This is a genomic window from Pseudomonas sp. PDM18, from assembly GCF_014852585.1.
Lineage (GTDB): Bacteria > Pseudomonadota > Gammaproteobacteria > Pseudomonadales > Pseudomonadaceae > Pseudomonas.
In genome coordinates this window covers 199,836-222,908 of record NZ_JACVBX010000009.1, presented here as the reverse complement: position 1 = coordinate 222,908, position 23,073 = coordinate 199,836, and the positions used below count along the sequence as shown (strand labels likewise).

Here is a 23,073-nt window from a genome sequence, read left to right as displayed (position 1 = left end):
CCGCCTGTCGCCGGCGAACGGCGCAAAACGTCAAAGTGGCGGCACGTACCGCCCTCAGGCGCTACTCTGAGCAAAGTGGCTGGGAGATTTCCGCTGCGCCGCTCGGCGCGTTCGGCGGAGTTGGCCACCATTTCGGGGGACGTTGCATCATTTGACGTTTCCCGGCGGCACACTGAAGTGCCCGGAATGCGCCCACTCAGGGCGTGTTCGTTGGCGGGGAATACACTCTGAACGTCTCGACAGGAGGTGCGTACCATGGAAAAGCCCCTCTCGGAGGATATCAGCGTCAACGTGTTGCGCCGGATGAAGGAAGGTGGCTTCGATTTCGCTCGTATTCATCCCATCGACTTTTTCGCCATCTTTTCCGATGAACAGAACGCCCGCAAAGCTGCCCGGCAGTTTCGCGGAGAGTCGCTGAGAACCCAGGTCGAAGCGCGCGATGACGGCGGCTGGAACCTGCAGATCAGCAAGGTGATGTTCGCCACCCATGCCGCCATCGGCGATTTCGAACACGACCTTGAGGAAGTCGTGGTGCCACTGGGCGGTACGCTCGATGGATGGGGCGTGACCCAGGAGGTCACCTCCCTGCGTTGATCGCAACACGTCGTTGAGCCGTCTTTCGACGGCCGATCTTCTACCCGCGCTCTTTACCCGTAAGAATGAAAATGCGCGCCGTTGCCAACTGTGACGGCGCGCCTTTCTTCGCCCGGCAAACGTCTCCAGGGCGGCAGCCGTGCAAGGACGAGCTTGCGGGCACGCCCGGTTTCCTCATCGCCACCGATGCGGCAGACTGCCGCGCGGAGGTGACCATGACCGATATCCTGATCCTGACGCACGTCGATTTCTGCCCGCCCGGCCACCTGGGCGCGCTGCTCGACCGTCTGCAATTGCCGTTCGATGTACGCCGTGCCGACCTGGGCGAGCTGCAGGGCTACGACCTGGAGCGGCCAAAAGCCGTTGCCATCATGGGCGGGCCCATGAGCGTGAACGATGACCTGCCATGGCTGCGGGACGAGATCAGTGCAATCCGTCGCTTCATCGAGCGCGACGTACCGATGATCGGCCACTGCCTGGGCGGCCAGCTGCTGGCCAAGGCGCTCGGCGCCGATATCCACCGCCTGCCGTACACCGAGATGGGCTGGCAGCCGATGCGCCGCCAGGAAGGGCAGAGTCCGTGGCTGGCGCACCTTCCCGAGGAATTCCCGATCTACCAGTGGCATGGCGATACCTTCGACATTCCCGAAGGCGCCACCCGCTTGCTGTCCAGCCCCTGGTGCGAGAACCAGGGCTTCAGCTTCGGTGAACGCATCCTCGGCCTGCAGGGCCATCCGGAGATGACCGAGGAGCTGGTGAGCGGTTGGGTCAATGACTTCCCGGAATACCAGGACCCCAGCCAGCCGAGCCAGGAGTGCGCGGAAGCGATGCTGGCCGAGCTGCCGCAGAAGGTCGCGGCGATGAACCGCGTGGCGGAGGGGTTCTACCAGCATTGGCTGAAGCTGGCCGGGTTGGTCTGATCCTGCTGTTTCGGCACGGCGGCGAGCCATCGCGGGCAGAGTCCGCTCTACGCTGCGGTGACGCTTTTCGTAGGAGCGAGCTTGCTCGCGAACCCGCCCCCGCAGCGGGGGGTTGTTCGCGAGCAAGCTCGCTCCTACAGGTAAAACACTCCCGTGCAGCTCAATGCTTGAACATGATGTGCCGCGCGATGGTGTAGTCCTCCAGGCCATACATGGACAGGTCCTTGCCGTAGCCGGACTGCTTGAAGCCGCCGTGGGGCATCTCGCTGCACAACATGAAGTGGGTGTTCACCCAAGTGCAGCCGTACTGCAGCCGCGCCGCCACCCGTGAGGCGCGGCCGACATCCTTCGTCCACACCGACGAGGCCAGTCCGTAGTCGGAGTCGTTGGCCCAGCGCACGGCTTCGTCGGCGTCGCTGAACGGGGTCACCGATACCACCGGACCGAACACTTCGCGGCGGACGATCTCGTCGTCCTGCTGCGCGTTGGCCACCACCGTCGGTTCGTAGAAGAAGCCGTTGCCACTGACCACTTTGCCACCCGTGGCGATCTGGATGTGCGGGCTGGCCTTGGCGCGCTCGACGAAGCCGGACACGCGGTCGCGCTGGGCCGCAGTGATCAGCGGGCCGAGTTCGGTACCGGGGTCGTTCTGCAAGCCCGTCTTCAGGCTCGACACGGCGCTGGCGAGGTCGGCGACGAAGTTGTCGTACACCTTCTTTCCGGCATAGATGCGGCACGCGGCGGTGCAGTCCTGCCCGGCGTTGTAGAAGCCGAAGGTGCGGATGCCGGCGATCACGTCTTCCAGGTCGGCGTCGTCGAAGACGATCACCGGGGCCTTGCCGCCCAGCTCCATATGCAGGCGCTTCACGCTGTCGGCGGCGCTCTTGATGATGGCCTTGCCGGTGCCTACGGAGCCGGTCAGCGAAACCATGCGCACCAGATCATGGCTGACCAGCGGCGCGCCCACGCTCGGGCCGCGGCCGAACACCAGGTTGACCACGCCGGCGGGGAACAGCTCGGCGATGAATTCGGCCACCCGCAGGGCAGTCAGCGGCGTCTGCTCGGAAGGCTTGAGCACCACGCAGTTGCCGGCGGCGAGCGCCGGGCCGAGCTTCCACGCGGCCATCATCAGCGGGTAGTTCCACGGCGCGATGGAGGCGACCACGCCCACCGGGTCGCGGCGGATCATCGAGGTGAAGCCGGGCAAATACTCGCCGGCGGCGGAGCCGGGCAGCACGCGGCAGGCGCCGGCGAAGAAGCGGAACACGTCGGCGATGGCCGGGATCTCGTCGTTCAACGCGGCGGCGTAGGGCTTGCCGCAGTTGTCGGATTCCAGCCGGGCCAGTTCCTCGGCGTGTTCCTCGATGCGGTCAGCGAGGCGCAGCAGGAGCATGGCGCGGTCTTTCGGGGCGGTCTGCGACCAACCGTCGAAGGCTGCGTCGGCGGCGCGCACGGCGCTGTCCACCTGGGCTTCGCTGGCCTCGGCGATCTGGCCGATCACGGCGCCGGTGGCGGGGTTGAGGATGTCCAGCGGGGCGCCTTCGCCGGCGACGAACTGGCCGTTGATCAGGAGTTTGGTTTGCATGGGGGCTCCTCCTTCAATGGGTTTCCCCTCACCCCAACCCTGGCTGCGCGCCCCGCTCCTGAGGGAGAGGGGGCTGTCCTCTGCGCGGTGGTATCCCGCTGCACGGATGCTCCCTCTCCCTTCAGGGAGAGGGCGGGGGAGAGGGCGCTTCGCAAAACGCCAGGATTCATTTCCCGCCCCCCGCCACGTCGCTGGTCCCGCGCGTCAGGTAGTAGGCGCCAAGAATGGGCAGCATGGTGGCGAGCATCACCAGCATGGCGACGACGTTGGTGATGGGCACGTCGCGCGGGCGACTCAGCTGGTTGAGCAGCCACAGCGGCAGGGTGCGCTCGTGGCCGGCGGTGAAGGTGGTGACGATGATCTCGTCGAACGACAGGGCAAAGGCCAGCATGCCGCCGGCCAGCAGCGCCGTGGCGATGTTCGGCAGGATGATGTAGCGGAAGGTCTGCCAGCCGTCGGCGCCCAGGTCCATGCTCGCTTCGATCAGGCTGAAGGAGGTGCGGCGGAAGCGGGCGATCACGTTGTTGTAGACGATCACCACGCAGAAGGTCGCGTGGCCGATGACGATGGTCAGGAAGCCGGGTTCGATCCCCAGCGTCTTGAACGCCGACAGCAGGGCGATACCGGTGATGATGCCGGGCAGCGCGATGGGCAGGATCAGCATCAGCGAGATGCTCTCCTTGCCGAAGAAGTCGCGGCGGTACAGCGCGCCAGCGGCCAGGGTGCCGAGGACCATGGCGATCAACGTGGCGACGCAGGCGATCTTCACCGACAGCCAGATGGCGTCGAGCACGTCGCCGCGCTGGAAAGCAATGCTGAACCACTTCAGGGTGAAGCCCTGCAGCGGGAAGCTGTAGGCCGACTCCTCGGTGTTGAACGCGTAGAGCAGGATCACCAGGATCGGGAAGTGCAGGAACACCAGCCCGCCCCAGGCCGCCAAGCGCAGGAACCAGGAGGGCCGATCGGTGGAGTGTGCGTCAGAGCGCATCGAAGGCCCCCAGTCGCTTGGCGATGGACAGGTAGACGGCGATCAGCACGATGGGCACCAGGGTGAAGGCCGCCGCCAGCGGCATGTTGCCCACCGCGCCCTGCTGCACGTAGACCATGGTGCCGATGAACAGCCCGCTGGGGCCGACCAGTTGCGGGATGATGAAGTCGCCCAGGGTCAGGCTGAAGGTGAAGATCGAGCCCGCCACCACGCCGGGGAAGGCCAGCGGCAGGATCACCTGGAAGAAGGTCTGCCGCGGGTGCGCACCGAGGTCCGCCGAGGCTTGCAGCAGCGAGGGCGGCAGGCGTTCCAGGGCGGCCTGGATCGGCAGGATCATGAACGGCAGCCAGACGTAGGTGAACACCCAGAAACGGCCCAGGTGCGAGGTGGACAGCGTGTTGCCGCCCACGGCTGGCACTTGCAACAGCAGGTCCAGCAGGCCGAGCAGGTGCAGGTGCTCGATCACCCAATAGAGGATGCCGCCCTTGGCCAGGATCACTGTCCAGGCGTAGGCCTTGACGATGTAGCTGGCCCACATCGGCAGCATCACCGCGATGTAGAAGAACGCCTTCTCCTTCGGCCCGGCGTAGCGCGCCATGTAGTAGGCGATGGGGAAGGCGAGGACGGCGCTGGCCACCGACACGGTAATCGCCATGCTGAAGGTGCGCAGGACGATGTCGTAGTTGGCCGGGTTGAACAGGGCCTGGTAGTTGGCCAGGGTCAGGTCCGGCGTCACCGCCATGGTGAAGTCGTCGAAGGTGTAGAAGCTCTGCCAGAGCAAGGCGAACAGCGAGCCGATGTAGATCACCCCGAACCACAGCAACGGCGGGATCAGCAGCATCAGCAGATACAGCGTGCTGCGCCGGTAGAGGAAGCTGGAGATCGCCCTCACGGCGCCGGTTCCTCGAGCAGCGGCACCAGCGCGCTGCGCGCCCAGCAGGCGGTCACCGCGTCACCCGGTTTCGGCCGTTGCTCCTCTCGCTCGCCATTGGGTAGGGCGGCCACCAGACGCACGCCATTTTCCAGTTCGATCTCGTAGCGGCTGCTGGCACCCATGTACTGCACGTCGAACAGCGTGCCGCTGACTTCCAGCTCGCCTTCGCCGGCGCGGCCGAAGCGCACGTGCTCGGGGCGCAGCGAGTGCGGGCACGACTCGCCCAGCAGGCGTTGGCCGAGGTCGCCGCGCAGCACGTTGGCAGTGCCGACGAACTCGGCGACGAAGCGCGTGGCGGGGCGCCGGTAGAGGTTGCCGGGGGTGTCGACCTGTTCGATGCGGCCCTTGTTGAACACCGCCACGCGGTCGGACATGGACAGCGCTTCGCTCTGGTCATGGGTGACAAAGATGAAGGTGATGCCGAGCTGGCGTTGCAGCTTCTTCAGCTCCACCTGCATCTGTTCGCGCAGCTTCAGGTCGAGCGCGCCGAGGGGTTCGTCCAGCAGCAGTACGCGCGGGCGATTCACCAGCGCACGAGCGAGGGCGACGCGCTGGCGCTGGCCACCGGAGAGCTGCGCCGGCTTGCGCTTGCCGTAGCCGGCCAGGGCGACCATGCCGAGGGCCTCTTCGGCGCGGTGGTAGCGCTCGGCCTTGGCCACGCCTTTCACCTTCAGGCCGTAGGCGACGTTGTCCAGCACGCTCATGTGCGGGAACAGCGCGTAGTCCTGGAACACCGTGTTCACGTCGCGCTCGTAGGGCGGCAGGCCCGACGCTTCCGCGCCATGGATGCGGATGGAGCCGGAGGTGGGCTGCTCGAAACCGGCGATCAGGCGCAGGCAGGTGGTCTTGCCCGAGCCGGAAGGGCCGAGCATGGAGAAGAACTCGCCGTCGCGGATCTCGATGGACACCGAATCGACGGCGCGCACCTCGCCATAGTGACGGCTCACGTCAGTGAATTGGACGGCTGTGGTCATGCTGCTGGCTACCTGAATGGCGGGGCTGCATCAGAAAAGGTAGCGCATGGGGGGAAGGGCGCTTGGTCAGCTGGAGATCATGGTGTGGCTCATATCGCGCTCCCTCTCCCTAACCCTCTCCCTGAAGGGAGAGGGGACTGTTCGGCGAGCGCGGTTGATTCACCACTCACTGCGAAAACGAAGTTTCCGGCTGGCTCAGCTATCAGCTCCCGCTCGAACGACTCCCTCTCCCTTCAGGGAGAGGGCTGGGGAGAGGGGCTCTCAATCGCGGAAGTGTCACCGGCCCCCCATGATCGCAATGTAATCCTGCGTCCACCGGCTGTACGGCACGCACTGCCCCTGGGAACACTTGGCCTGCGGGGTCTTCCAGAAGGCGATGCGATCGAACTGGTCGTAGCCGTTGGTGGCGCAACCCTGGGCGCCGAGCAACTGGCTGCCGGTGCAGCCGTCCGGCACGGCCGGTACCGAGCCGAACCAGGCGGCGACGTCGCCCTGCACCTTGGGTTCCAGCGACCAGTTCAGCCACTTGTAGGCGCACACCGGGTGCTTGGCGTCGACGTGCAGCATGGTGGTGTCGGCCCAGCCGGTGACGCCTTCGCCGGGGATGGTGGAGGCGATCGGCTGCTTCTCGCCCAGCAGCGCGTTCACCTGATACGGCCAGGAGCCGGAAGCGGCCACGCCCTCGTTCTTGAAGTCGCTCATCTGCACCGTCGCGTCGTGCCAGTAGCGGTGGATCAGCTTCTGCTGTTCACGCAGCAGCTTGAGCGCGGCGGCGTACTGTTCCTCGTTGAGCTCGTAGGGGTCCTGGATGCCCAGCTTGGGCTCGGCGGTCTTCAGGTAGAGCGCAGCGTCGGCGATGTAGATCGGGCCGTCGTAGGCCTGCACGCGGCCCTTGTTGCTCTTGCCGTCGGGCAGCTTCTGTTCGCTGAACACCACACTCCAGCTTTCCGGCGCCTTGGGGAAGACCTTGGTGTTGTACATCAGCACGTTCGGCCCCCACTGGTAGGGCGTGCCGTAGTGCTTGCCGTCCACCGTGTGCCAGGGCGCGTCCTGCAGGCGCTGGTCGACGTTCTTCCAGTTGGGCACCAGGGCGATGTTGATCGGCTGCACGCGCTTGCCGTAGACCAGCCGCAGCGAGGCGTCGCCGGAGGCGGTGACCAGGTCGTAGCCGCCCTTGGCCATCAGGCTGACCATCTCGTCGGAGGTGGCGGCGGTCTTCACGTTGACCTTGCAGCCAGTGTCCTTCTCGAATTGGCTCACCCAGTCGTAGTTCTTGTCGCTCTCGCCGCGTTCGATGTAGCCGGGCCAGGCAATGATATCGAGGGCGCCTTCGGGGTTGCCCAGCTGCTTGAGCGCCTCGGCGGCCTGCAACGAACCGCTGGCGAGCAGGCTGATGCCGGCGAAAGCCAGCGCCGCGACTTTCGCTGAAGACAATTGCACGGATGACATGGACGGACTCCTGTTGTTCTTCGTGTGGGAGCCACTGCGGAACCAGCGCGCAGAAAAATGGCACCTCCGTTCACCGCTGCGTGTCCATGGGGAATGGCCACGCTCTTGCAGCGTAGTTCTGGCCCCGGAGGCTGACAAGCGAGCCCCGGCGCGGCCCGTGGGCGCAAAAAGGGCGCAGCGCACGCGGCCTGCAGCGGTTTCGCACCATGGCAGTGCGGTCTGCGCCAACAGCCTTTGCAAGTCATTGAATGGACAGGAAATCGACCTCTGGCACGAGCCTTGCGAAGCTCTGTTGCCGAGTGAGAGCGGCAACAAGGAGTGGAAGATGGCTCGGGTGTTCTATGACGAAATGCATGACGCCGCTGGCGCCTGCCGACCGCACTACACGGAGTTCGCCCGCTGGCTGGCGGACATGCCCGGCGAACAGCTGCAGCAGCGCCGCCGAGAGGCCGACCTGCTGTTTTATCGCGCGGGTATCACCTTCACCCTCTATGGCGACGACCAGGGCACCGAGCGCCTGATCCCCTTCGACACCATCCCGCGCAGCATCCCCGCCAGCGAGTGGAAGATCATCGAGGCCGGCTGCATCCAGCGGGTGCAGGCGCTCAACCTGTTCCTCGCCGACCTCTACCACGACCAGCGCATCCTCAAGGAAGGCCTGATCCCGCCCGAGCAGGTCCTGGCCAACGACCAGTACCAACTGGCGATGCAGGGCCTGGACGTGCCCGGCAACGTCTACGCGCACATCGCCGGCATCGACCTGGTGCGCGACGGCAACGGCGCCTACTACGTCCTCGAAGACAACCTGCGCACTCCCAGCGGCGTCTCCTACATGCTGGAGAACCGCAAGATGATGATGCGCCTGTTCCCCGAACTGTTCGGCGCCCAGCGCATCGCGCCCATCGACCACTACCCGAACCTGTTGCTCGACACCCTGCGCCAGGCCAGCGAAGTGGAGCAGCCCTGCGTGGTGGTGCTGACGCCGGGCCGCTTCAACAGCGCCTATTTCGAGCACGCCTTCCTTGCGCGCGAGATGGGCGTGGAGCTGGTGGAAGGCGCCGACCTGTTTGTCCGCGACGAGCGCGTCTACATGCGTACCACCTCCGGCCCGATGCCGGTGGACGTGATCTACCGGCGCGTCGACGACGACTTCCTCGATCCGCTGGCCTTCAACCCCGACTCCATGCTCGGCGTGCCCGGCCTGCTGGCCGCCTATCGCGCGGGCAACGTGGTGCTGGCCAACGCCATCGGTACTGGCGTGGCCGACGATAAATCCGTCTATCCCTACGTGCCGGAAATGATCCGCTTCTACCTCGACCAGGAACCGATCCTGCACAACGTTCCGACCTGGCAGTGCCGCCGGCCGCAGGACCTGTCCCACGTGCTGGCGCACCTGCCCGAGCTGGTGGTGAAGGAAGCCCAGGGCTCCGGCGGCTACGGCATGCTGGTCGGGCCGGCCGCCAGCAGCGCCGAAATCGAAGCCTTCCGCGCCCGGCTGATGGCGCGTCCGGAGGCGTACATCGCGCAGCCGACCCTGAGCCTGTCGACCTGCCCGACCTTCGTCGAGAACGGCATCGCCCCGCGCCACATCGACCTGCGGCCGTTCGTTCTGTCCGCGCCGGACAACGTGCGCCTGGTGCCCGGCGGGTTGACCCGCGTGGCGCTGCGCGAAGGTTCGCTGGTCGTCAACTCGTCACAAGGTGGCGGTACCAAGGACACCTGGGTGGTGGGGGATTAAACATGCTCAGTAGAACCGCTTCCGACCTGTACTGGATGTCGCGCTACCTGGAGCGCGCCGAGAACCTCGCGCGCATGCTCGACGTGTCCTACTCGCTGTCGCTGATGCCCCAGGACGGCCGTGGCGATGGCCTGGAGGAGCTGGCCATGCCGCTGCTGATCACCGGCAACCTCGACGCCTATCTCGCCCGCCACGGCGACCTGCACGCCGAACGTCTGCTGAACTTCTTCGCCCTCGATGCGCAGAACCCGGCGAGCATCTATTCCTGCTTCGGCGCGGCCCGTGCCGGCGCCCATGCGGTGCGCGGACGGATCACCACCGACATGTGGGAGAACATCAACGCCACCTGGCTGGAGATGCGCGACATCGCCCACCAGGGCCTGCTGCGCTACGGCATCAGCCACTTCTGCGAATGGGTGAAGGACCGCTCGCACCTGTTCCGCGGCGCCACTTTCGGCACCAGCATGCGCAACGATGCCTTCCACTTCATCCGCCTGGGCACCTACATCGAGCGCGCCGACAACACTCTGCGCCTGCTCGACGCACGGCATCAGGTGCTGGGCGAGCACAGTGCCGGCCCGGCCGAAGGCACGGCGCGCGGCTACTACCAGTGGACCGCGCTGCTGCGCGCGCTGTCGGCGTTCGAGGGCTACACCGAGCTGTACCGCGACGCCCTCAACGCACGGAATATCGCCGAACTCCTGCTGTTGCGCGAGGACGTCCCGCGCTCGCTGCTGGCCTGCGCCGAAGAGCTGCGCCAGATCCTCGCCAGCCTGCCCGGCATCAACGGCCGCCCGGCCCAGCGTCTGGCCGCCGAACTGGAGGCGCGGGTGCGCTACACCGGTATCGACGAAGTGCTGGGCAGCGGCCTGCATCCCTGGATCACCGACCATATCGGGCTGGTTCGTCAGCTCGCCAACGCCATTCACAGCTCGTACCTGGAGGCCGCATGAAACTCTCCATCCGCCATGACACCACCTACCGCTACGAAGACCAGGTGCGCGCGAGCATCCAGTACCTGCGCCTGACCCCGCAGGAAAGCGAGCGCCAGCACGTGCTCGACTGGCAGCTGCACCTGCCGCGCCCGGCGCATCCGCAGCGCGATGCCTACGGCAACATCCTCCACGTGCTGACCCTGGACGAGCCCCACGAGGCCATCGTCATCGCCGCCCACGGCCAGGTGGAGATCGACGTGGAGAACGAGCGCGAGCACGATCACCTGTCGCCGCTGCCGTTCCTGCGCAGCACCCGCCTGACCCAGGCCGACGGCGCGCTGCAGGAGTTCGCCCGCGCCCAGTGCGCCGAGCGGCGCGACCGCAAGGCGATGATCAGGCTGATGCAGGCCTTGAACGAGCGCATCGCCTACGTGCCCGGTTCGACCCAGGTCGACAGCACTGCCGCCGAAGCCTTCGCAGCGGGGCAGGGCGTCTGCCAGGACCACGCCCACGCCTTCCTCGCCTGCCTGCGCCACCTGGGCGTGCCGGCGCGCTATGTGTCCGGCTACCTGTATACCGACGTCGAGGACCACCTGGCCAGCCACGCCTGGGCCGAGGCCTGGCTCGACGACGCCTGGTACAGCTTCGACGTGACCAACGTGCTGGACCGCCCGGAGCGCCACCTGAAGCTGGCGGTGGGCCTGGATTACCTCGACGCCTGTCCGGTGCGCGGCATGCGCCGGGGCGGCGGTGGCGAGCAGATGCACGCCCGCGTCACCGTGGCGCCTGGGCATCTGCAGCAGATGCAACAGGCGCAGCAGTGATGAGGTTGCGTGGCACAAGCGTCGGCACCGGCATAAGATCGGTGCCAGTTCCCGCCGCCATGAGAAAGCCATGACCTACTGCGTCGCCATGAACCTCGCCCAGGGCCTGGTCTTCGTTTCCGATTCGCGCACCAACGCCGGCGTCGACAACATCGCGGTGTTCCGCAAGCTGCATATCTTCGGCACGCCGGGAGAGCGCCTGATCGTGGTGCAGAGCGCCGGCAACCTGGCCACCTCCCAGTCGGTGATCAGCACGCTGCGCCAGCGCATGGGGAGCGACGGGCCCAACCTCGGCACGGTGGAAAATCTCTTCGAGGCCGCGCGCCTCGTGGGTACGACGCTGCGCGAGGTGGTCGATCATGACGAGAACATCGGCCAGAACCAGGGTGTCGACCTGGGCAGTTCCTTCCTGGTCGGCGGGCAGATAGGCACTGAAGTGCCGCGCCTGTTCAACGTCTACCCACAGGGCAACTTCATCGAGTCATGCCGTGATACGCCGTACTTCCAGATCGGCGAGAGCAAGTACGGCAAGCCGATCATCGACCGCGCCATGAGCTACGCCACGCCGCTGGAACAAGCCCTGCGCTGCGCGCTGATCAGCTTCGACTCGACTATCCGCAGCAACCTCTCGGTGGGCATGCCGCTGGACCTGCTGGTGTACCGCGAGGGCAGCCTGGAAGTGCCGGCGGGGTACCGCATCCAGGAGGGCGACCCATACTTCGAGGGCATTCGTAACCAGTGGGGCGCCGGGCTGCGCCAGTTGCTGGGCGAACTGCCGGCGCCGCCGGGGGATTACTGGCACTGAGGCCTGGTTAAGCATCTGCGCTTGAGCTGAAACCCCTCACCCCAGCCCTCTCCCAAGGGGAGAGGGAGCCGTCCGTGCCGGCTGACGCGGTCGTTTCATCCTGCTCCGAACGGTCCCCTCTCCCTCTGGGAGAGGGTTAGGGTGAGGGCAATCCCTTGCGCCGATGCACCCAGAATTTTCGATGGATGCTCTGCAGGAGTGAGCATGCTCGCGAGCCATTACCGTGCCGGTTTGGTTACCCGCCAGCCTTCACCTTCCGCCCCGCCATGTGCTTCAGGTAGGCGACTATCTGGTCCAGTTCTGCATCGCTGATCACATCGGCGGCGAAGCCTTTCATCCGCGCTTCCGGCCAGTGCCGCAGGCTCTGCGGGTCACGGATGTACTGCTTGAGATAACCCGGCGCGAAGTACTCGGTGGGGTTGTGCGGCAGGTTCAGGTCCGGGCCGAACTGAGAGTCGCCGGCGCCGTTCAGACGGTGGCAGGCCAGGCAGTTCTTCTGGAACTGGGCGAAGCCCTTCTGCACTGATTCCGGCGCATTCTTCGCCGGCAGCAGCGCCGGGAAGCGCTCGGCCAGCGGCTTGAGGTAACGAATGCTGGCGACCTGGAAGGGCCATTGCTCCGGGCCGATGCCAGCGGCTTTCGGATCGCTCCACACCAGGTAGAAAGGCCCGGCGGATGGCTTGCCCTCGGCCAGCGGGGGCCAGGGTTTACCCGACTCCTCGATGGCCAGCCAGGCGCGCGAACCTTTTTCTGCCAGCAGCGGCGCGGCCGGCAGTTCGGCGGCGAATCCATCCAGCGCCACGGCCTGCAGGTGGTCGGCCGGCTGCACACCTTGCAGCAGCGCCGCCAGCGGCACCGCGCGGTAATGCATGGTGCGGTTGTAGGAGACGTCGGCGGGAATCTCGATGTCCTGCGCCTTTGGGTTGGCCAGCAACTGTTCCGTGCTCAAGTCGTGCTTGCCGTCGGGCAATTCCAGGGTGAGCGTGGCGGCGAAGGTGGTGGGGCAGAGCAGGAGCAGCGTCAGCAGCAGTGGGCGCATGGTCGCATCCGTGGCGGGAGTGGGCCGCGGAACATTAGCAGAGGTGCGGGCGTAGCAGGAGGTAGGTGGCTCCCGCGCTGCGTTGACCGTGGCTCGCGGATGGCGGCGCGCGGTACGCAGCGGCGGGGTAGCCGGGTGTTGGCCCTAGCCGACCAGACGACTCAGATTGGGGATGATCAAGACTACAGTGGTTGCGAACACGATCAGGCTAGCCTGACGCCATTTTCTCGATTGTTTGTCCATGATGTCCTTCCGCCTTTCTTGTTCTTGGCACGGCTCACTCACGGCCTGTTGATAGTGACGCGCATGCCTTGGCTTCTGGTTTATCGAGCCGAGCCGGCAAACCCGGCAACGGCACTCTTCGCATCATCTGCCTGATTGAGTCTAAGCCTAGTGCCGCGCGGGCTTAGACCATCTGGCAGCAAGTCCTGCAGCTTCAGGCATATTCCCTCTATATGACCGAATCGTGACAGCTGCGTTCAGCTTTTCGACCGCTCGTCCATCTTCCCCGACAGGCCCTTTCCAGAGCCTTCGAGCTTTTCGCCGCCGGTCGGTCGCTGAGCGTGGCGGTCAATTGCGCTGAGCGCTGCGGTCATTGCCCCTTGCCGATACGCCGCTAAGGTAGGCCGACACGCCACGCCTGCGTGACGACAACTCTAAGAGAGAACGCCATGACCGAAGCATTCATTTACGACGCGGTGCGTACTCCCCGCGGCAAAGGCAAGAAGGACGGCGCGCTGCACAGCGTCAAGCCGGTCAACCTGATGGCCGGTGTCCTGCGCGCGCTGCAGCAGCGCAACCAGCTCGACACCGCCCAGGTCGACGACATCGTCCTGGGCTGCGTGACCCCGGTGGGCGACCAGGGCTCGGACATCGCCAAGACCGCCGCGCTGGTCGCCGACTGGGACGAGCAGGTCGCCGGCGTGCAGATCAACCGCTTCTGCGCCTCGGGCCTTGAAGCGGTCAACCTGGGCGCCATGAAGGTGCGCTCGGGCTTCGAGGACCTAGTGGTGGTCGGCGGCGTGGAATCCATGTCCCGCGTGCCCATGGGTTCGGACGGCGGCGCCTGGGCGCTGGACCCGGAAACCAACCTGCACACCAGCTTCGTCCCCCAGGGCATCGGCGCCGATCTGATCGCCACCCTGGAAGGCTTCAGCCGCGCCGACATCGACGCCTTCGCCCTGCGCTCCCAGCAGAAAGCCGCCAAGGCCCGCGCCGAAGGGCTGTTCGCCAAATCCCTGGTGCCGGTGACGGACCAGAACGGCATCGTCCTGCTCGACCATGACGAATTCATCCGCGCCGACTCCACCCTCGAAGGACTCGGCGCGCTCAAGCCCAGCTTCGAGATGATGGGGCAGATGGGCTTCGACGCCAGCGCGCTGCGCAAGTACAGCTACGTCGAGCGCATCGAGCACGTGCACACGCCGGGCAACAGCTCCGGCATCGTCGACGGCGCCACCGCCATGCTCATCGGCTCCGAGGCCAAGGGCCGCGAGCTGGGCCTGAAGGCCCGCGGGCGCATCGTCGCCACCGCGGTGACCAGCACCGACCCGACCATCATGCTCACCGGCCCCGCGCCGGCCACCCGCAAGGCGCTGGCCAAGGCCGGGCTGAAGGCCGAGGACATCGACCTCTACGAGGTCAACGAAGCCTTCGCCTCGGTGGTGATGAAGTTCATGAAGGACATGGGCGTGCCGGAGAGCAAGGTCAACGTCAACGGCGGCTCCATCGCCATGGGCCACCCACTTGGCGCCACCGGCTGCATGATCCTCGGCACCCTGCTGGATGAGCTGGAGCGGCGCAATTTGCGCTACGGCCTGGCCACCCTCTGCGTGGGCGGCGGCATGGGTATCGCGACGATTATCGAAAGGGTTTGAGGCCGGAGAACAAGAAAATGACCGACGCCATCCGTTATGAGAAAGGCCAGGACAATATCGTCGTCCTGACCATGGACATGCCCGGCCAGAGCGCCAACACCATGAACGGTGTGTACCGCGAGGCCATGGCCGCCACCGTGGCGCGCCTGGAAGCCGAGAAGGAGTCGATCGCCGGCGTGGTGATCACTTCCGCGAAGAAGACCTTCTTCGCCGGCGGCGACCTCAATGAACTGATCAAGGTGACCAAGGCCGACGCCCAGGCCTTCTATGAAGGCATCCTGGTGCTCAAGGGTCAGCTGCGCCGTCTGGAAACCCTCGGCAAGCCGGTGGTCGCCGCCATCAACGGCGCGGCCCTGGGCGGCGGCTGGGAAATCTGCCTGGCCTGCCATCACCGCATCGCCCTGGATGAAAGCCACGTCCAGCTCGGCCTGCCGGAAGTCACCCTCGGTCTGCTGCCCGGTGGCGGCGGCGTGGTGCGCATGGTGCGTCTGCTCGGCCTGGAGAAGGCCCTGCCGTACCTGGCCGAAGGCAAGAAGGTGCGCCCGGACCAGGCGCTCAAGGCCGGCCTGGTACACCAGCTGGCTTCCAGCCGCGACGAGCTGCTGAGCAAGGCCCGCGAGTGGATCGCCGCCAACCCGGCCGCCAAGCAGCCGTGGGACAGCGCCGGCTACAAGATCCCCGGCGGCACCCCATCCAGCCCGGCTGTGGCGCAGATGCTGGCCATCGCCCCATCGGTGCTGCGCGACAAGACCAAGGGCTGCTTCCCGGCGCCGGAGAAGATCATGTGCGCCGCGGTCGAAGGCGCGCAGGTGGACTTCGACACCGCTCAGCTGATCGAGGCGCGCTACTTCACCGAGCTGACCACCGGCCAGGTGGCGAAGAACATGATCGGCACCTTCTGGTTCCAGCTCAACGAGATCAACGCCGGCAAGTCCCGCCCGCAGGGTGTCCCGCCGCAGCAGACGAAGAAGGTCGGGGTGGTCGGCGCCGGCATGATGGGCGCGGGCATCGCCTACGTCTCGGCCGCCGCTGGCATCGAGGTGGTGCTCAAGGACGTTTCCCTCGAAGCCGCCGAGAAGGGCAAGGCCTACTCCGCCGGCCTGCTGGACAAGAAGGTCGGCCGGGGCCAGATGAGCGTCGAGAAGCGCGACGCCTTCCTCGCGCGGATCAAGCCGACGGCCAGCGATGCCGATTTCGAAGGCTGCGACCTGATCATCGAAGCGGTATTCGAGGACCGTGGCCTGAAGGCCAAGGTCAGCGCTGCCGCCGAATCCGCCGCGCAGCCCGATGCGGTAATCGCCTCCAACACCTCGACCCTGCCGATCACCGGCCTGGCCGAAGCCGTGGCGCAACCGCAGAAATTCATCGGACTGCACTTCTTCAGCCCGGTGGACAAGATGCCGCTGGTGGAGATCATCCGCGGCGAGAAGACCGACGACGCCACGCTGGCTCGCGCCTTCGACTTCGTCCTGCAGATCAAGAAGACCCCGATCGTGGTTCACGACAGCCGTGGCTTCTTCACTTCGCGCGTGTTCGGTACCTTCACCAACGAAGGCCTGGCCATGCTCGGCGAGGGCGTGTCGGCGGCGATGATCGAGAACCAGGCGCGCCAGGCCGGTATGCCGGTGGGCCCGCTGGCGATCAGCGACGAAGTGTCGATGAGCCTGATGACCCACATCCGCGAGCAGACCCGCAAGGACCTGGAGGCCGAAGGCAAGCAGTTGCCCAAGCATCCGGCCTTCGCCGTGGTGGACCTGATGGTCAACGAGTACAAGCGTCCGGGCAAAGCTGCCGGCGCTGGCTTCTACGACTATCCGGCCAACGGCAAGAAGCACCTGTGGCCGGAGCTGAAGCAGCGCTTCGAGAAGGCTGACGCGCAGATATCCGCCGAGGATGTGCGCGACCGCATTCTCTTCGTGCAGGCGATCGAGACGGTGCGCTGTGTGGAGGAGGGCGTGCTGACCTCCACCGCCGACGCCAATATCGGCTCGATCTTCGGCATCGGCTTCGCGGCCTGGAGCGGCGGCGCGCTGCAGTTCATCAACCAGTACGGCCTGAAGGACTTCGTCGCTCGCGCCCAGTACCTGGCCGAGCAGTACGGAGAGCGCTTCCTACCGCCGGCGCTGCTGTTGGAGAAGGCGGCGCGGGGCGAGAGCTTCTGAGGCGTTCTCCTCTGAATGAGAAAACCGGCCCGAGTGGCCGGTTTTTTCTTGCCCGAGCAAATCGTAGGATGGCGCCTTCCCCATCAGCAGGATCGCCCCGATGACGCCTCCCGCCTTGTTGATCATCGACCAGCAGAAAGGCATGCGTGACAGCCGCGAGCCGCGCAACCACCCGCAGGCCGAGCAGCGCATCGGCGAACTGCTGGCGGCCTGGCGCCGGGAAGGTTGGCCGCTGGTTCATATCCGCCACATGTCGCGCACGCCGGGCTCACCGTTCTGGCCGGGACAGCCGGGCGCCGAGTTCCAGGAGGCGCTGGCGCCGCTGGAGCATGAGCACGTGGTGGAGAAGAACGTCCCCGACGCTTTCATCAACAGCGGGCTGGAGCGCTGGCTGCGTGTGCGGGACATCGGGGCGCTGGTGATCTGCGGGGTCAGCACCAACAACTCGGTAGAGGCCACGGCGCGTTCTGCGGGCAACCTGGGCTTCGCTGCGCAGGTCGTCGCGGACGCCTGTTTCGCCTTCGACAAGCGCGATTTCAACGGTGTGCAACGCAGCGCCGAGGAAGTTCACGCCATGTCGCTGGCCAATCTGCAGGGCGAGTACGCGCAGGTGCTGGAGACGAACTTGGTGCTGCAAAGGCTGTCCATCGGCTGAATCCTTGCCAACCGGCCGTCACCCCTGTGCATCCGTGCAATTGAAGGAAGTCGGTTTTTCCGGTATTTCCCCTGAAATTCCTGCACAAGAATCCGCTCGGCATCTTGTGTGGTGAAAAAATAGGGCGTAATTTTCACGCGCGTTTCATCAGTGTCAGGAAAACCATCCTTATCAGCCGCTAACCCCCCAGGAATCACCCCTGCATGTCGTTGCACATCTGCATTCTGGAAACCGACATCCTCCGCCCCGAACTCATCGATCAGTACAAGGGCTATGGCTGGATGTTCCAGCAACTGTTCGCCAAGCAACCCGTTCCGGCCGAATTCACGGTCTACAACGTGGTGGAAGGGCATTACCCGCCCGACGATGAGAAGTTCGACGCGTATCTGGTGACCGGCAGCAAGGCGGACTCCTTCGGCACTGATCCCTGGATCCAGACCCTCAAGGACTACGTGCTCAAGCTCTACCAGCGTGGCGACAAGCTGCTGGGCGTGTGCTTCGGCCATCAGTTGCTGGCGCTGGTGCTGGGCGGCAAGACCGAGCGCGCGAGCCAGGGTTGGGGAGTGGGCATCCACGACTACCGCATCGAGGAGCAGCCGCAGTGGATGAGCCCGTCGCTGGGCGATGGCCTGACCCTGCTGGTCAGCCACCAGGACCAGGTCACCGAGCTGCCCCATGGCGCGCGTCGCATCGCCTCCAGCGACTTCTGCCCGAACGCGGCCTACGCCATCGGCGACCAGGTGCTGTGCTTCCAGGGCCACCCGGAGTTCCAGAGCGACTATTCCCAGGCGATCCTCGAACTGCGCAAGCACATCTTCAGCGAGCCGGTATTCCAGTCCGGCATCGACAGCCTCTCGCGCCCGCACCAGGGAACGGCAGTCGGCGAATGGATGATGCGCTTCGTCCAGCAAGGTCGCGATGAGAAGAAGAGCGCGGCCTGATTCCTGCCGTGTTGACTGAAAACGCCGCTTATTCGAGCGGCGCTTTTGTTTCTGAAGAGCGCCTTGCAGGTGCTTATCCTGGGCATGGCCGTCTGGCCGGACTAAAGCCAATCCGCCTGCTTGAAGCTGATGTAGAGTCCGACGCAGCCCAGCGCCAGCAGCCCCATGATCAGGAAGTAGCCATAGTGCCAGTGCAGTTCCGGGATGTACTCGAAGTTCATCCCGTAGATGCCGGCCACGGCGGTGGGGAAGGCGAGGATCGCCGCCCAGGCGGCGAACTTGCGCTGCACCACGCTCTGCCGCGAGGATTCCAGCGCCAGCCCGACCTCGATGGTCTGGCTGGCCACGTCGCGCAGGGTGGTGAGGTCTTCGAGCAGGCGGTTCACGTGGATCGCCACATCGCGGAAGTAGGGTCGCATCTGCTTGTCGATGAAGGGGAAGTCCAGGCGCTGCAGCTCCTGGCAGATCTCCACCATGGGCGCGGCGTAGTGCTTGAGCTTGAGCACCTCGCGGCGCAGGCCGTAGATCTTCTCGATCTGTTCCTGGGTCAGCGACTTGCGCAGCACCTGCTGTTCCACCTCTTCGATTTCCGCGCGGATCGCCTCGACCACCGGCTCGTAGTTGCTCATCACGAAATCCAGCAGGGCGTAGAGCACGAAGTCGGTGCCATGGGCCAGCAGCAGCGGTCGCGCCTCACAGCGCTGTCGGACCTGGGCGTAGGACTGGGAGAAACCGTGGCGTGCGCTGATGATGTAGCCGATTCCGGCAAAGAGATGGGTTTCGACGAACATCAGCCGACTATCGGCGCGGATCGGTGAGTAGATGACGATGAACAGCGCGTCACCGAAGGTTTCCAGCTTCGGCCGGCTGTGCTTTTCCAGCGCGTCTGACACGGCCAGTTCGTGCAGGTTGAACTGCCGTTGAAGATTGAACATCTCTTCCGGCGTTGGCTCCTGCAGGCCGGTCCAGACGAAGTGGTCGGGCTGGCACGCCCAGCGGTAGCCGTCCTCCAGCGGGATGTCGGAGACCTTGCGGCCCTTGCTGTAGACGGCGGAAGCAATGACTCGGCCCATGCTGAAGCCCACCCTGCTGCGGATCGGTCGGGAGTCGTTCTGCTGGGATTGAGTGTTGGCCAGCCTGGCGCGACGCGCCAGCGCAGCGGAATCAGGAGTGAGGTGTGAGCGCTTCCTGAAGGCCCTGCAGAGCCACTGGCACCGCCTGGTTGAAGCGTTCGAAAAGCCCACTGCGGTCGATGTTGTCCACTGGGGCACGGCGCGCGTCGTCGAAGCCGGCGCTGAGGGCGGTGACTACCAGGATCACGATGGTGTAGAGCCCCAGGACGGCGAGGGCGCCGTTGCGGGCGTAGCGGTGGGCTTGGCGGTTCATGCTGGCGACTCGGGCTCGGGGAAGTGATGGCCTAGTGTCGCTTTGGTCAATTCGATTGAATAACGATGCCGGTTGGTTCTCGGTATCAGGCAGATTGATAGATAGCGGCGCTACGACCAGACGCAAGGAGGTGAGTGGCGGGACGCTATCGGAGGTTTTCGGGACTCTGGCGGGCTTCATGGCTGCTTGACCCTCGTCAGGGAGAGGAGGCGACGGGCGTGGCGGCCGTCGAAAAGCACTGAGAGTGCGTCATCGTCTCTGAAAGGCCCGGCATCACGCCGGGCTTTTCGCTTCGGGCAGGGCTGCATGACGTCACCTGCGGCAGGCGGCTGGCGGGATGGGAGGTTTCAGCCCTGCTTGGAAGCGGCTTCGACATTCACCTGGCTGGCGGACTGTTCGGACTGCTGTTGCCCGATAGCGGCCTGGGTCATGTGAACCATGCGGTCCTGCATCAGCGGCGATTCTTCGGCGAAGCTGGCTTGGGCGGCAAAGGCGGTAGCGGCGGCAAGTACACTGGCGGCGATGATGTTGAGTTTCATGATGAACACCTCTGGGTTGGTTTGTTTCGGGTTCATCCATAGGTTAATGCGTAATAATTTTTGAAAAATAGCAAAAAGGCTTAATCAGTATTGCTATTTAGGTAATAGTGATGGCATGAAAAAGCCCGGTACCAGGCCGGGCTTTTTGTCATCGGGCGATCAGACCAGGTGGTTCCGGTCCAACTCGATGGACTTGTCCAGGGTTTCCAGCAACTGCTTGCGCACTTTCAGCTTGGTGTTGCGGTGGGCAGTCATGTTCAGCTTCTTCAGGTGCTGGGCGGCCTCCAGAGCAGCGGCCTGGAGTTGTTCGACCGGCACCACCTTGTCGAGGAACCCGGCGTCCACGGCGTCGCGCGGGTTGAACATTTCGGCGTTCACCACGGAGCGGGTGAAGGCGGAGCGGCGCAGTCGGTCACGGGCCAGTTCGATGCCGACGTGGTGCATGGTCATGCCGATGGCCACTTCGTTGAGGCCGATCTGGAACGGGCCGTCGACGCCGATACGGTAGTCCGCCGAGAGCAGGATGAACGCGCCCTTGGCTACCGCGTGGCCGGTGCAGGCGACAATGACCGGGAACGGGTGGGACAGCATGCGGCGGGCCAGGGTGGAGCCGGACGCCACCAGGTTCACGGCGTTTTCCGGGCCGGAGGTCATCACCTTGAGGTCGTAGCCGCCGGAGAGAATGCCTGGCTGGCCGGTGACGATGACGATGGCACGGTCCTTTTCCGCCTGGTCCAGGGCCTGGTTGAAGGCTTCGATGACCGCCGGGGAGATGGCGTTCACCTTGCCGTTGTTCAGGGTCAGGGTGGCGATGCCGTCTTCGAATTGGTAGCTGATCAGCTCACTCATGGCAGAGGGTCCTGGGTTGCAGTCCTTGGGTTGGAAGTGGCCAGAACATACTGACGCGGGCCTGGTGCGTAAAGCGTTTTGACTGACTGATGAGTCAGCTGCATGCCACTGGATTCGGGCGATTTCTGTGCGCTGTGCACGCAATTTCCGACTGCATTCGTGGAGAGGTCTCAGGCGTACTGTTAAGCTGCCACTATCCCTACGCGCTGCTCTCGCACAATCCAGGATGTGCCTGCCATGTCGAAGATTCTCAAGTGGTCCCTTTTTGCCGTCGTGGCGATCGCCCTCATTATCAAGGCGTCGCTGTGGCTTTCCGTGCGCAGTGTGGTGAACGATGCCATAGCCCGCGTCTCGCCGTTCATGGACATCACCTATGGCGGCATCTCCTCGTCGTTCGACGGCCGGGTGGGATTGCAGAACGTGGTGATCAGGGTGCCCATGGCCGGCGACAGTCTGAAGGTTTCCCACGCCCAGCTGACGTTCAATGGGCTGCGCGAGCTGCTGAGCTTCAAGGAGCGCCTGGATGAGGGCAAGCTGCCGGAGCAGTTGGCAGTGGACCTGAAGGGTGTCGAGTTGCAGATCCACGGTCCTTTCATGCAATCGCTGTATGCCCAGCCGGCAGAGAAGAGTGCCTTCACCGCCATGAGCGAAGTGGCCTGCGACAACGTACGCAATATCGGCGTCGACGAATTGCTGCAGATGGGGTACCGCACCCTCGAGTCGGATATCGAATTCTCCTACCGCATGCAGCCAGGTGCGCAGACCCTGACCTTCGACCTGCGCAGCGATACCCGTGACATGCTGGACATGCACACCAGCATGACGCTGATAAACGTTTCCGAGCGTCCCGGCGACATGCGCGTGAACCCGCCGCGGGTCTCCCAGGTCGTTATCGAGATGAACGACAACCAGTACCAGCGCCGGGTCAGCGAATTCTGCCGCGGCAAGCTGGGCGTGGATCAGAAGGCCTATACCGCGCTCTCGCTGGAGAAATTCGACAAGTCCCTGCGCCAGCAGCGCATCGCACTCGACAAGCCGGTACTTGAGGCTTATGGCCGTTACCTGGAAGATCCGCGCTCGCTGCGCATCGAGTTGACGCCGAGCGAAGGCATGACCTGGGGCGGTCTGCAATTTTTCAAGCCGAAGGATGTGATTCAGATGCTGCATCCGGTCGTCTTAGTGAACCAGCAGTCAGTCACACCGCTGGGGTTCGCCTGGGTCGATCCGGTTAAGGAAAAACTCACGCCGGAAAGCCAATATCAAATGGTTTCGGCCCCGGAAACGGTTGAGTCGCAGGCCAAAACGCAGCAATATGAGTTCGTTAGCGTTGAAAGCCTTGCCCAGTACACTGGCAAGCGCCTGCAGTTCATCACGTTTGATGGTGCCTATTATCAGGGTGTGCTGCACAAGGTGGAGAACGGCCGAGTCTATATCACTGTCCTGATCGGGACGGGCTCGGCGGAAATGTTCCTCCGCCTGAACAAGATCAATCAGGTGCGGGTCATGTTGTGAGGCCCTGCGAAGGAGAGAGCAAGTGAGTGAGTCGTTGTCCATCCAGCATGATGAAACCAGCCATCAGTTCGTAACGACTGTTGATGGTCATCGCGCCTATCTGGCCTACATGGATCTGGGCAAGCAGACGCTCGACATCTATCGCACCTTCGTTCCGGACAGCCTGCGTGGCCGTGGTATCGCCGCCGCACTCACCGAACATGCGCTGCAGTTCGCCGAGCGCAAGGGCTACAGCGTCATCCCGTCGTGCTCCTACGTCGAGCGCTACCTGGAACGCCGCCAGCGCCACACCGATACCGCGCTCTGACTTTCAGCGCGCAGAAATAAAAAAAGCCCGGCCAATGCCGGGTTTTTTGTGCCTGCAGAA

At 64.7% G+C, this 23,073-nt stretch carries 22 protein-coding genes; 12 read left to right on the top strand and 10 right to left on the bottom strand.

Annotated elements, in window-relative coordinates:
• Positions 1-255 precede the first annotated feature (255 nt).
• Positions 256-594 carry a ribonuclease E inhibitor RraB gene (locus IB274_RS19320; RefSeq protein WP_045208619.1) on the top strand — a complete coding sequence of 113 codons (339 nt, stop codon included), beginning with the start codon at positions 256-258 and terminating at the stop codon, positions 592-594.
• A gap of 215 nt (positions 595-809) precedes the next feature.
• On the top strand, positions 810-1,514 hold the full coding sequence (locus IB274_RS19315; protein WP_192433808.1) for a type 1 glutamine amidotransferase: 705 nt from the start codon (positions 810-812) through the stop codon (positions 1,512-1,514).
• Between the two features lie 160 nt (positions 1,515-1,674).
• Here IB274_RS19315 and IB274_RS19310 read toward each other — a convergent pair whose 3' ends face one another.
• The 5 genes from IB274_RS19310 to ydcS form a co-directional block, all read right to left on the bottom strand.
• The gene (locus tag IB274_RS19310; protein WP_192433806.1) at positions 1,675-3,099 is read right to left on the bottom strand and encodes a gamma-aminobutyraldehyde dehydrogenase; all 1,425 of its coding nucleotides are present in this window, start codon (positions 3,097-3,099) and stop codon (positions 1,675-1,677) included.
• Positions 3,100-3,265: 166 nt separating this feature from the next.
• Positions 3,266-4,087 (bottom strand): ABC transporter permease, encoded by an 822-nt coding sequence (locus IB274_RS19305; RefSeq protein ID WP_192433804.1) that lies wholly within the window; start codon positions 4,085-4,087, stop codon positions 3,266-3,268.
• Positions 4,077-4,928: an ABC transporter permease gene (locus IB274_RS19300; RefSeq protein WP_225614938.1), complete on the bottom strand. Its 852-nt coding sequence runs from the start codon at positions 4,926-4,928 to the stop codon at positions 4,077-4,079. The genes IB274_RS19305 and IB274_RS19300 overlap by 11 nt, the downstream gene beginning before the upstream one ends.
• 47 nt (positions 4,929-4,975) lie before the next feature.
• The gene (locus tag IB274_RS19295) at positions 4,976-5,995 is read right to left on the bottom strand and encodes an ABC transporter ATP-binding protein (RefSeq protein WP_192433802.1); all 1,020 of its coding nucleotides are present in this window, start codon (positions 5,993-5,995) and stop codon (positions 4,976-4,978) included.
• Positions 5,996-6,271: 276 nt separating this feature from the next.
• Positions 6,272-7,444, bottom strand: a complete 1,173-nt coding sequence (gene ydcS, locus IB274_RS19290) for a putative ABC transporter substrate-binding protein YdcS (RefSeq protein ID WP_192433800.1) — start codon at positions 7,442-7,444, stop codon at positions 6,272-6,274.
• A gap of 325 nt (positions 7,445-7,769) precedes the next feature.
• On the opposite strand from ydcS, the gene IB274_RS19285 reads away from it, so the two are divergent.
• From IB274_RS19285 to IB274_RS19270, 4 genes are all read left to right on the top strand, one after another.
• Entirely contained in the window at positions 7,770-9,182 is a 1,413-nt protein-coding gene (locus IB274_RS19285; protein ID WP_192295392.1) for a circularly permuted type 2 ATP-grasp protein, read from the top strand.
• Positions 9,183-9,184: 2 nt separating this feature from the next.
• The gene (locus IB274_RS19280) at positions 9,185-10,135 is read left to right on the top strand and encodes an alpha-E domain-containing protein (protein ID WP_192433797.1); all 951 of its coding nucleotides are present in this window, start codon (positions 9,185-9,187) and stop codon (positions 10,133-10,135) included.
• The gene (locus tag IB274_RS19275) at positions 10,132-10,941 is read left to right on the top strand and encodes a transglutaminase family protein (protein WP_192433795.1); all 810 of its coding nucleotides are present in this window, start codon (positions 10,132-10,134) and stop codon (positions 10,939-10,941) included. The genes IB274_RS19280 and IB274_RS19275 overlap by 4 nt, the downstream gene beginning before the upstream one ends.
• A gap of 70 nt (positions 10,942-11,011) precedes the next feature.
• Complete coding sequence (locus IB274_RS19270; RefSeq protein WP_192433793.1) at positions 11,012-11,746, top strand: proteasome-type protease; 735 nt, start codon at positions 11,012-11,014, stop codon at positions 11,744-11,746.
• Between the two features lie 235 nt (positions 11,747-11,981).
• On the opposite strand, the gene IB274_RS19265 is transcribed toward IB274_RS19270, so the two are convergent.
• Positions 11,982-12,785 carry a cytochrome c gene (locus IB274_RS19265; RefSeq protein ID WP_192433791.1) on the bottom strand — a complete coding sequence of 268 codons (804 nt, stop codon included), beginning with the start codon at positions 12,783-12,785 and terminating at the stop codon, positions 11,982-11,984.
• Positions 12,786-13,456: 671 nt separating this feature from the next.
• Between IB274_RS19265 and IB274_RS19260 the strand changes: the two genes are divergently transcribed.
• From IB274_RS19260 to IB274_RS19245, 4 genes are all read left to right on the top strand, one after another.
• Positions 13,457-14,662: an acetyl-CoA C-acetyltransferase gene (locus IB274_RS19260; RefSeq protein WP_192433789.1), complete on the top strand. Its 1,206-nt coding sequence runs from the start codon at positions 13,457-13,459 to the stop codon at positions 14,660-14,662.
• A gap of 17 nt (positions 14,663-14,679) precedes the next feature.
• Entirely contained in the window at positions 14,680-16,824 is a 2,145-nt protein-coding gene (locus IB274_RS19255) for a 3-hydroxyacyl-CoA dehydrogenase NAD-binding domain-containing protein (RefSeq protein WP_192433787.1), read from the top strand.
• Between the two features lie 100 nt (positions 16,825-16,924).
• Positions 16,925-17,479 carry a cysteine hydrolase family protein gene (locus tag IB274_RS19250; RefSeq protein WP_192433784.1) on the top strand — a complete coding sequence of 185 codons (555 nt, stop codon included), beginning with the start codon at positions 16,925-16,927 and terminating at the stop codon, positions 17,477-17,479.
• A gap of 203 nt (positions 17,480-17,682) precedes the next feature.
• Positions 17,683-18,420, top strand: a complete 738-nt coding sequence (locus tag IB274_RS19245; RefSeq protein WP_192433782.1) for an amidotransferase — start codon at positions 17,683-17,685, stop codon at positions 18,418-18,420.
• A gap of 101 nt (positions 18,421-18,521) precedes the next feature.
• On the opposite strand, the gene IB274_RS19240 is transcribed toward IB274_RS19245, so the two are convergent.
• The 4 genes from IB274_RS19240 to IB274_RS19225 all read right to left on the bottom strand — a co-directional run bounded on the left by IB274_RS19240 (position 18,522) and on the right by IB274_RS19225 (position 21,194).
• Complete coding sequence (locus IB274_RS19240) at positions 18,522-19,493, bottom strand: magnesium and cobalt transport protein CorA (RefSeq protein ID WP_192433780.1); 972 nt, start codon at positions 19,491-19,493, stop codon at positions 18,522-18,524.
• Positions 19,494-19,584: 91 nt separating this feature from the next.
• Positions 19,585-19,806, bottom strand: coding sequence for a hypothetical protein (locus tag IB274_RS19235; protein ID WP_192433778.1), 222 nt, complete (start codon positions 19,804-19,806; stop codon positions 19,585-19,587).
• 347 nt (positions 19,807-20,153) lie between these two features.
• Entirely contained in the window at positions 20,154-20,345 is a 192-nt protein-coding gene (locus tag IB274_RS19230; protein WP_192433776.1) for a hypothetical protein, read from the bottom strand.
• Between the two features lie 159 nt (positions 20,346-20,504).
• On the bottom strand, positions 20,505-21,194 hold the full coding sequence (locus IB274_RS19225) for a crotonase/enoyl-CoA hydratase family protein (protein WP_192433773.1): 690 nt from the start codon (positions 21,192-21,194) through the stop codon (positions 20,505-20,507).
• 237 nt (positions 21,195-21,431) lie between these two features.
• Here IB274_RS19225 and IB274_RS19220 point away from each other — a divergent pair, with 237 nt between their 5' ends.
• Positions 21,432-22,706: a hypothetical protein gene (locus IB274_RS19220; protein ID WP_192433771.1), complete on the top strand. Its 1,275-nt coding sequence runs from the start codon at positions 21,432-21,434 to the stop codon at positions 22,704-22,706.
• 22 nt (positions 22,707-22,728) lie between these two features.
• Entirely contained in the window at positions 22,729-23,013 is a 285-nt protein-coding gene (locus tag IB274_RS19215) for a GNAT family N-acetyltransferase (protein ID WP_024765462.1), read from the top strand.
• Positions 23,014-23,073: the final 60 nt, after the last annotated feature.

What these genes read in the sequence shown, in the direction of transcription:
- IB274_RS19320 (WP_045208619.1), top strand. Translation starts at nt 256, where the DNA reads ATGGAAAAGCCCCTCTCGGAGGATATCAGCGTCAACGTGTTGCGCCGG.
- IB274_RS19315 (WP_192433808.1), top strand. Translation starts at nt 810, where the DNA reads ATGACCGATATCCTGATCCTGACGCACGTCGATTTCTGCCCGCCCGGC.
- IB274_RS19310 (WP_192433806.1), bottom strand. Translation starts at nt 3,099, where the DNA reads ATGCAAACCAAACTCCTGATCAACGGCCAGTTCGTCGCCGGCGAAGGC.
- IB274_RS19305 (WP_192433804.1), bottom strand. Translation starts at nt 4,087, where the DNA reads ATGCGCTCTGACGCACACTCCACCGATCGGCCCTCCTGGTTCCTGCGC.
- IB274_RS19300 (WP_225614938.1), bottom strand. Translation starts at nt 4,928, where the DNA reads ATGCTGCTGATCCCGCCGTTGCTGTGGTTCGGGGTGATCTACATCGGC.
- IB274_RS19295 (WP_192433802.1), bottom strand. Translation starts at nt 5,995, where the DNA reads ATGACCACAGCCGTCCAATTCACTGACGTGAGCCGTCACTATGGCGAG.
- ydcS (WP_192433800.1), bottom strand. Translation starts at nt 7,444, where the DNA reads ATGTCATCCGTGCAATTGTCTTCAGCGAAAGTCGCGGCGCTGGCTTTC.
- IB274_RS19285 (WP_192295392.1), top strand. Translation starts at nt 7,770, where the DNA reads ATGGCTCGGGTGTTCTATGACGAAATGCATGACGCCGCTGGCGCCTGC.
- IB274_RS19280 (WP_192433797.1), top strand. Translation starts at nt 9,185, where the DNA reads ATGCTCAGTAGAACCGCTTCCGACCTGTACTGGATGTCGCGCTACCTG.
- IB274_RS19275 (WP_192433795.1), top strand. Translation starts at nt 10,132, where the DNA reads ATGAAACTCTCCATCCGCCATGACACCACCTACCGCTACGAAGACCAG.
- IB274_RS19270 (WP_192433793.1), top strand. Translation starts at nt 11,012, where the DNA reads ATGACCTACTGCGTCGCCATGAACCTCGCCCAGGGCCTGGTCTTCGTT.
- IB274_RS19265 (WP_192433791.1), bottom strand. Translation starts at nt 12,785, where the DNA reads ATGCGCCCACTGCTGCTGACGCTGCTCCTGCTCTGCCCCACCACCTTC.
- IB274_RS19260 (WP_192433789.1), top strand. Translation starts at nt 13,457, where the DNA reads ATGACCGAAGCATTCATTTACGACGCGGTGCGTACTCCCCGCGGCAAA.
- IB274_RS19255 (WP_192433787.1), top strand. Translation starts at nt 14,680, where the DNA reads ATGACCGACGCCATCCGTTATGAGAAAGGCCAGGACAATATCGTCGTC.
- IB274_RS19250 (WP_192433784.1), top strand. Translation starts at nt 16,925, where the DNA reads ATGACGCCTCCCGCCTTGTTGATCATCGACCAGCAGAAAGGCATGCGT.
- IB274_RS19245 (WP_192433782.1), top strand. Translation starts at nt 17,683, where the DNA reads ATGTCGTTGCACATCTGCATTCTGGAAACCGACATCCTCCGCCCCGAA.
- IB274_RS19240 (WP_192433780.1), bottom strand. Translation starts at nt 19,493, where the DNA reads ATGGGCCGAGTCATTGCTTCCGCCGTCTACAGCAAGGGCCGCAAGGTC.
- IB274_RS19235 (WP_192433778.1), bottom strand. Translation starts at nt 19,806, where the DNA reads ATGAACCGCCAAGCCCACCGCTACGCCCGCAACGGCGCCCTCGCCGTC.
- IB274_RS19230 (WP_192433776.1), bottom strand. Translation starts at nt 20,345, where the DNA reads ATGAAACTCAACATCATCGCCGCCAGTGTACTTGCCGCCGCTACCGCC.
- IB274_RS19225 (WP_192433773.1), bottom strand. Translation starts at nt 21,194, where the DNA reads ATGAGTGAGCTGATCAGCTACCAATTCGAAGACGGCATCGCCACCCTG.
- IB274_RS19220 (WP_192433771.1), top strand. Translation starts at nt 21,432, where the DNA reads ATGTCGAAGATTCTCAAGTGGTCCCTTTTTGCCGTCGTGGCGATCGCC.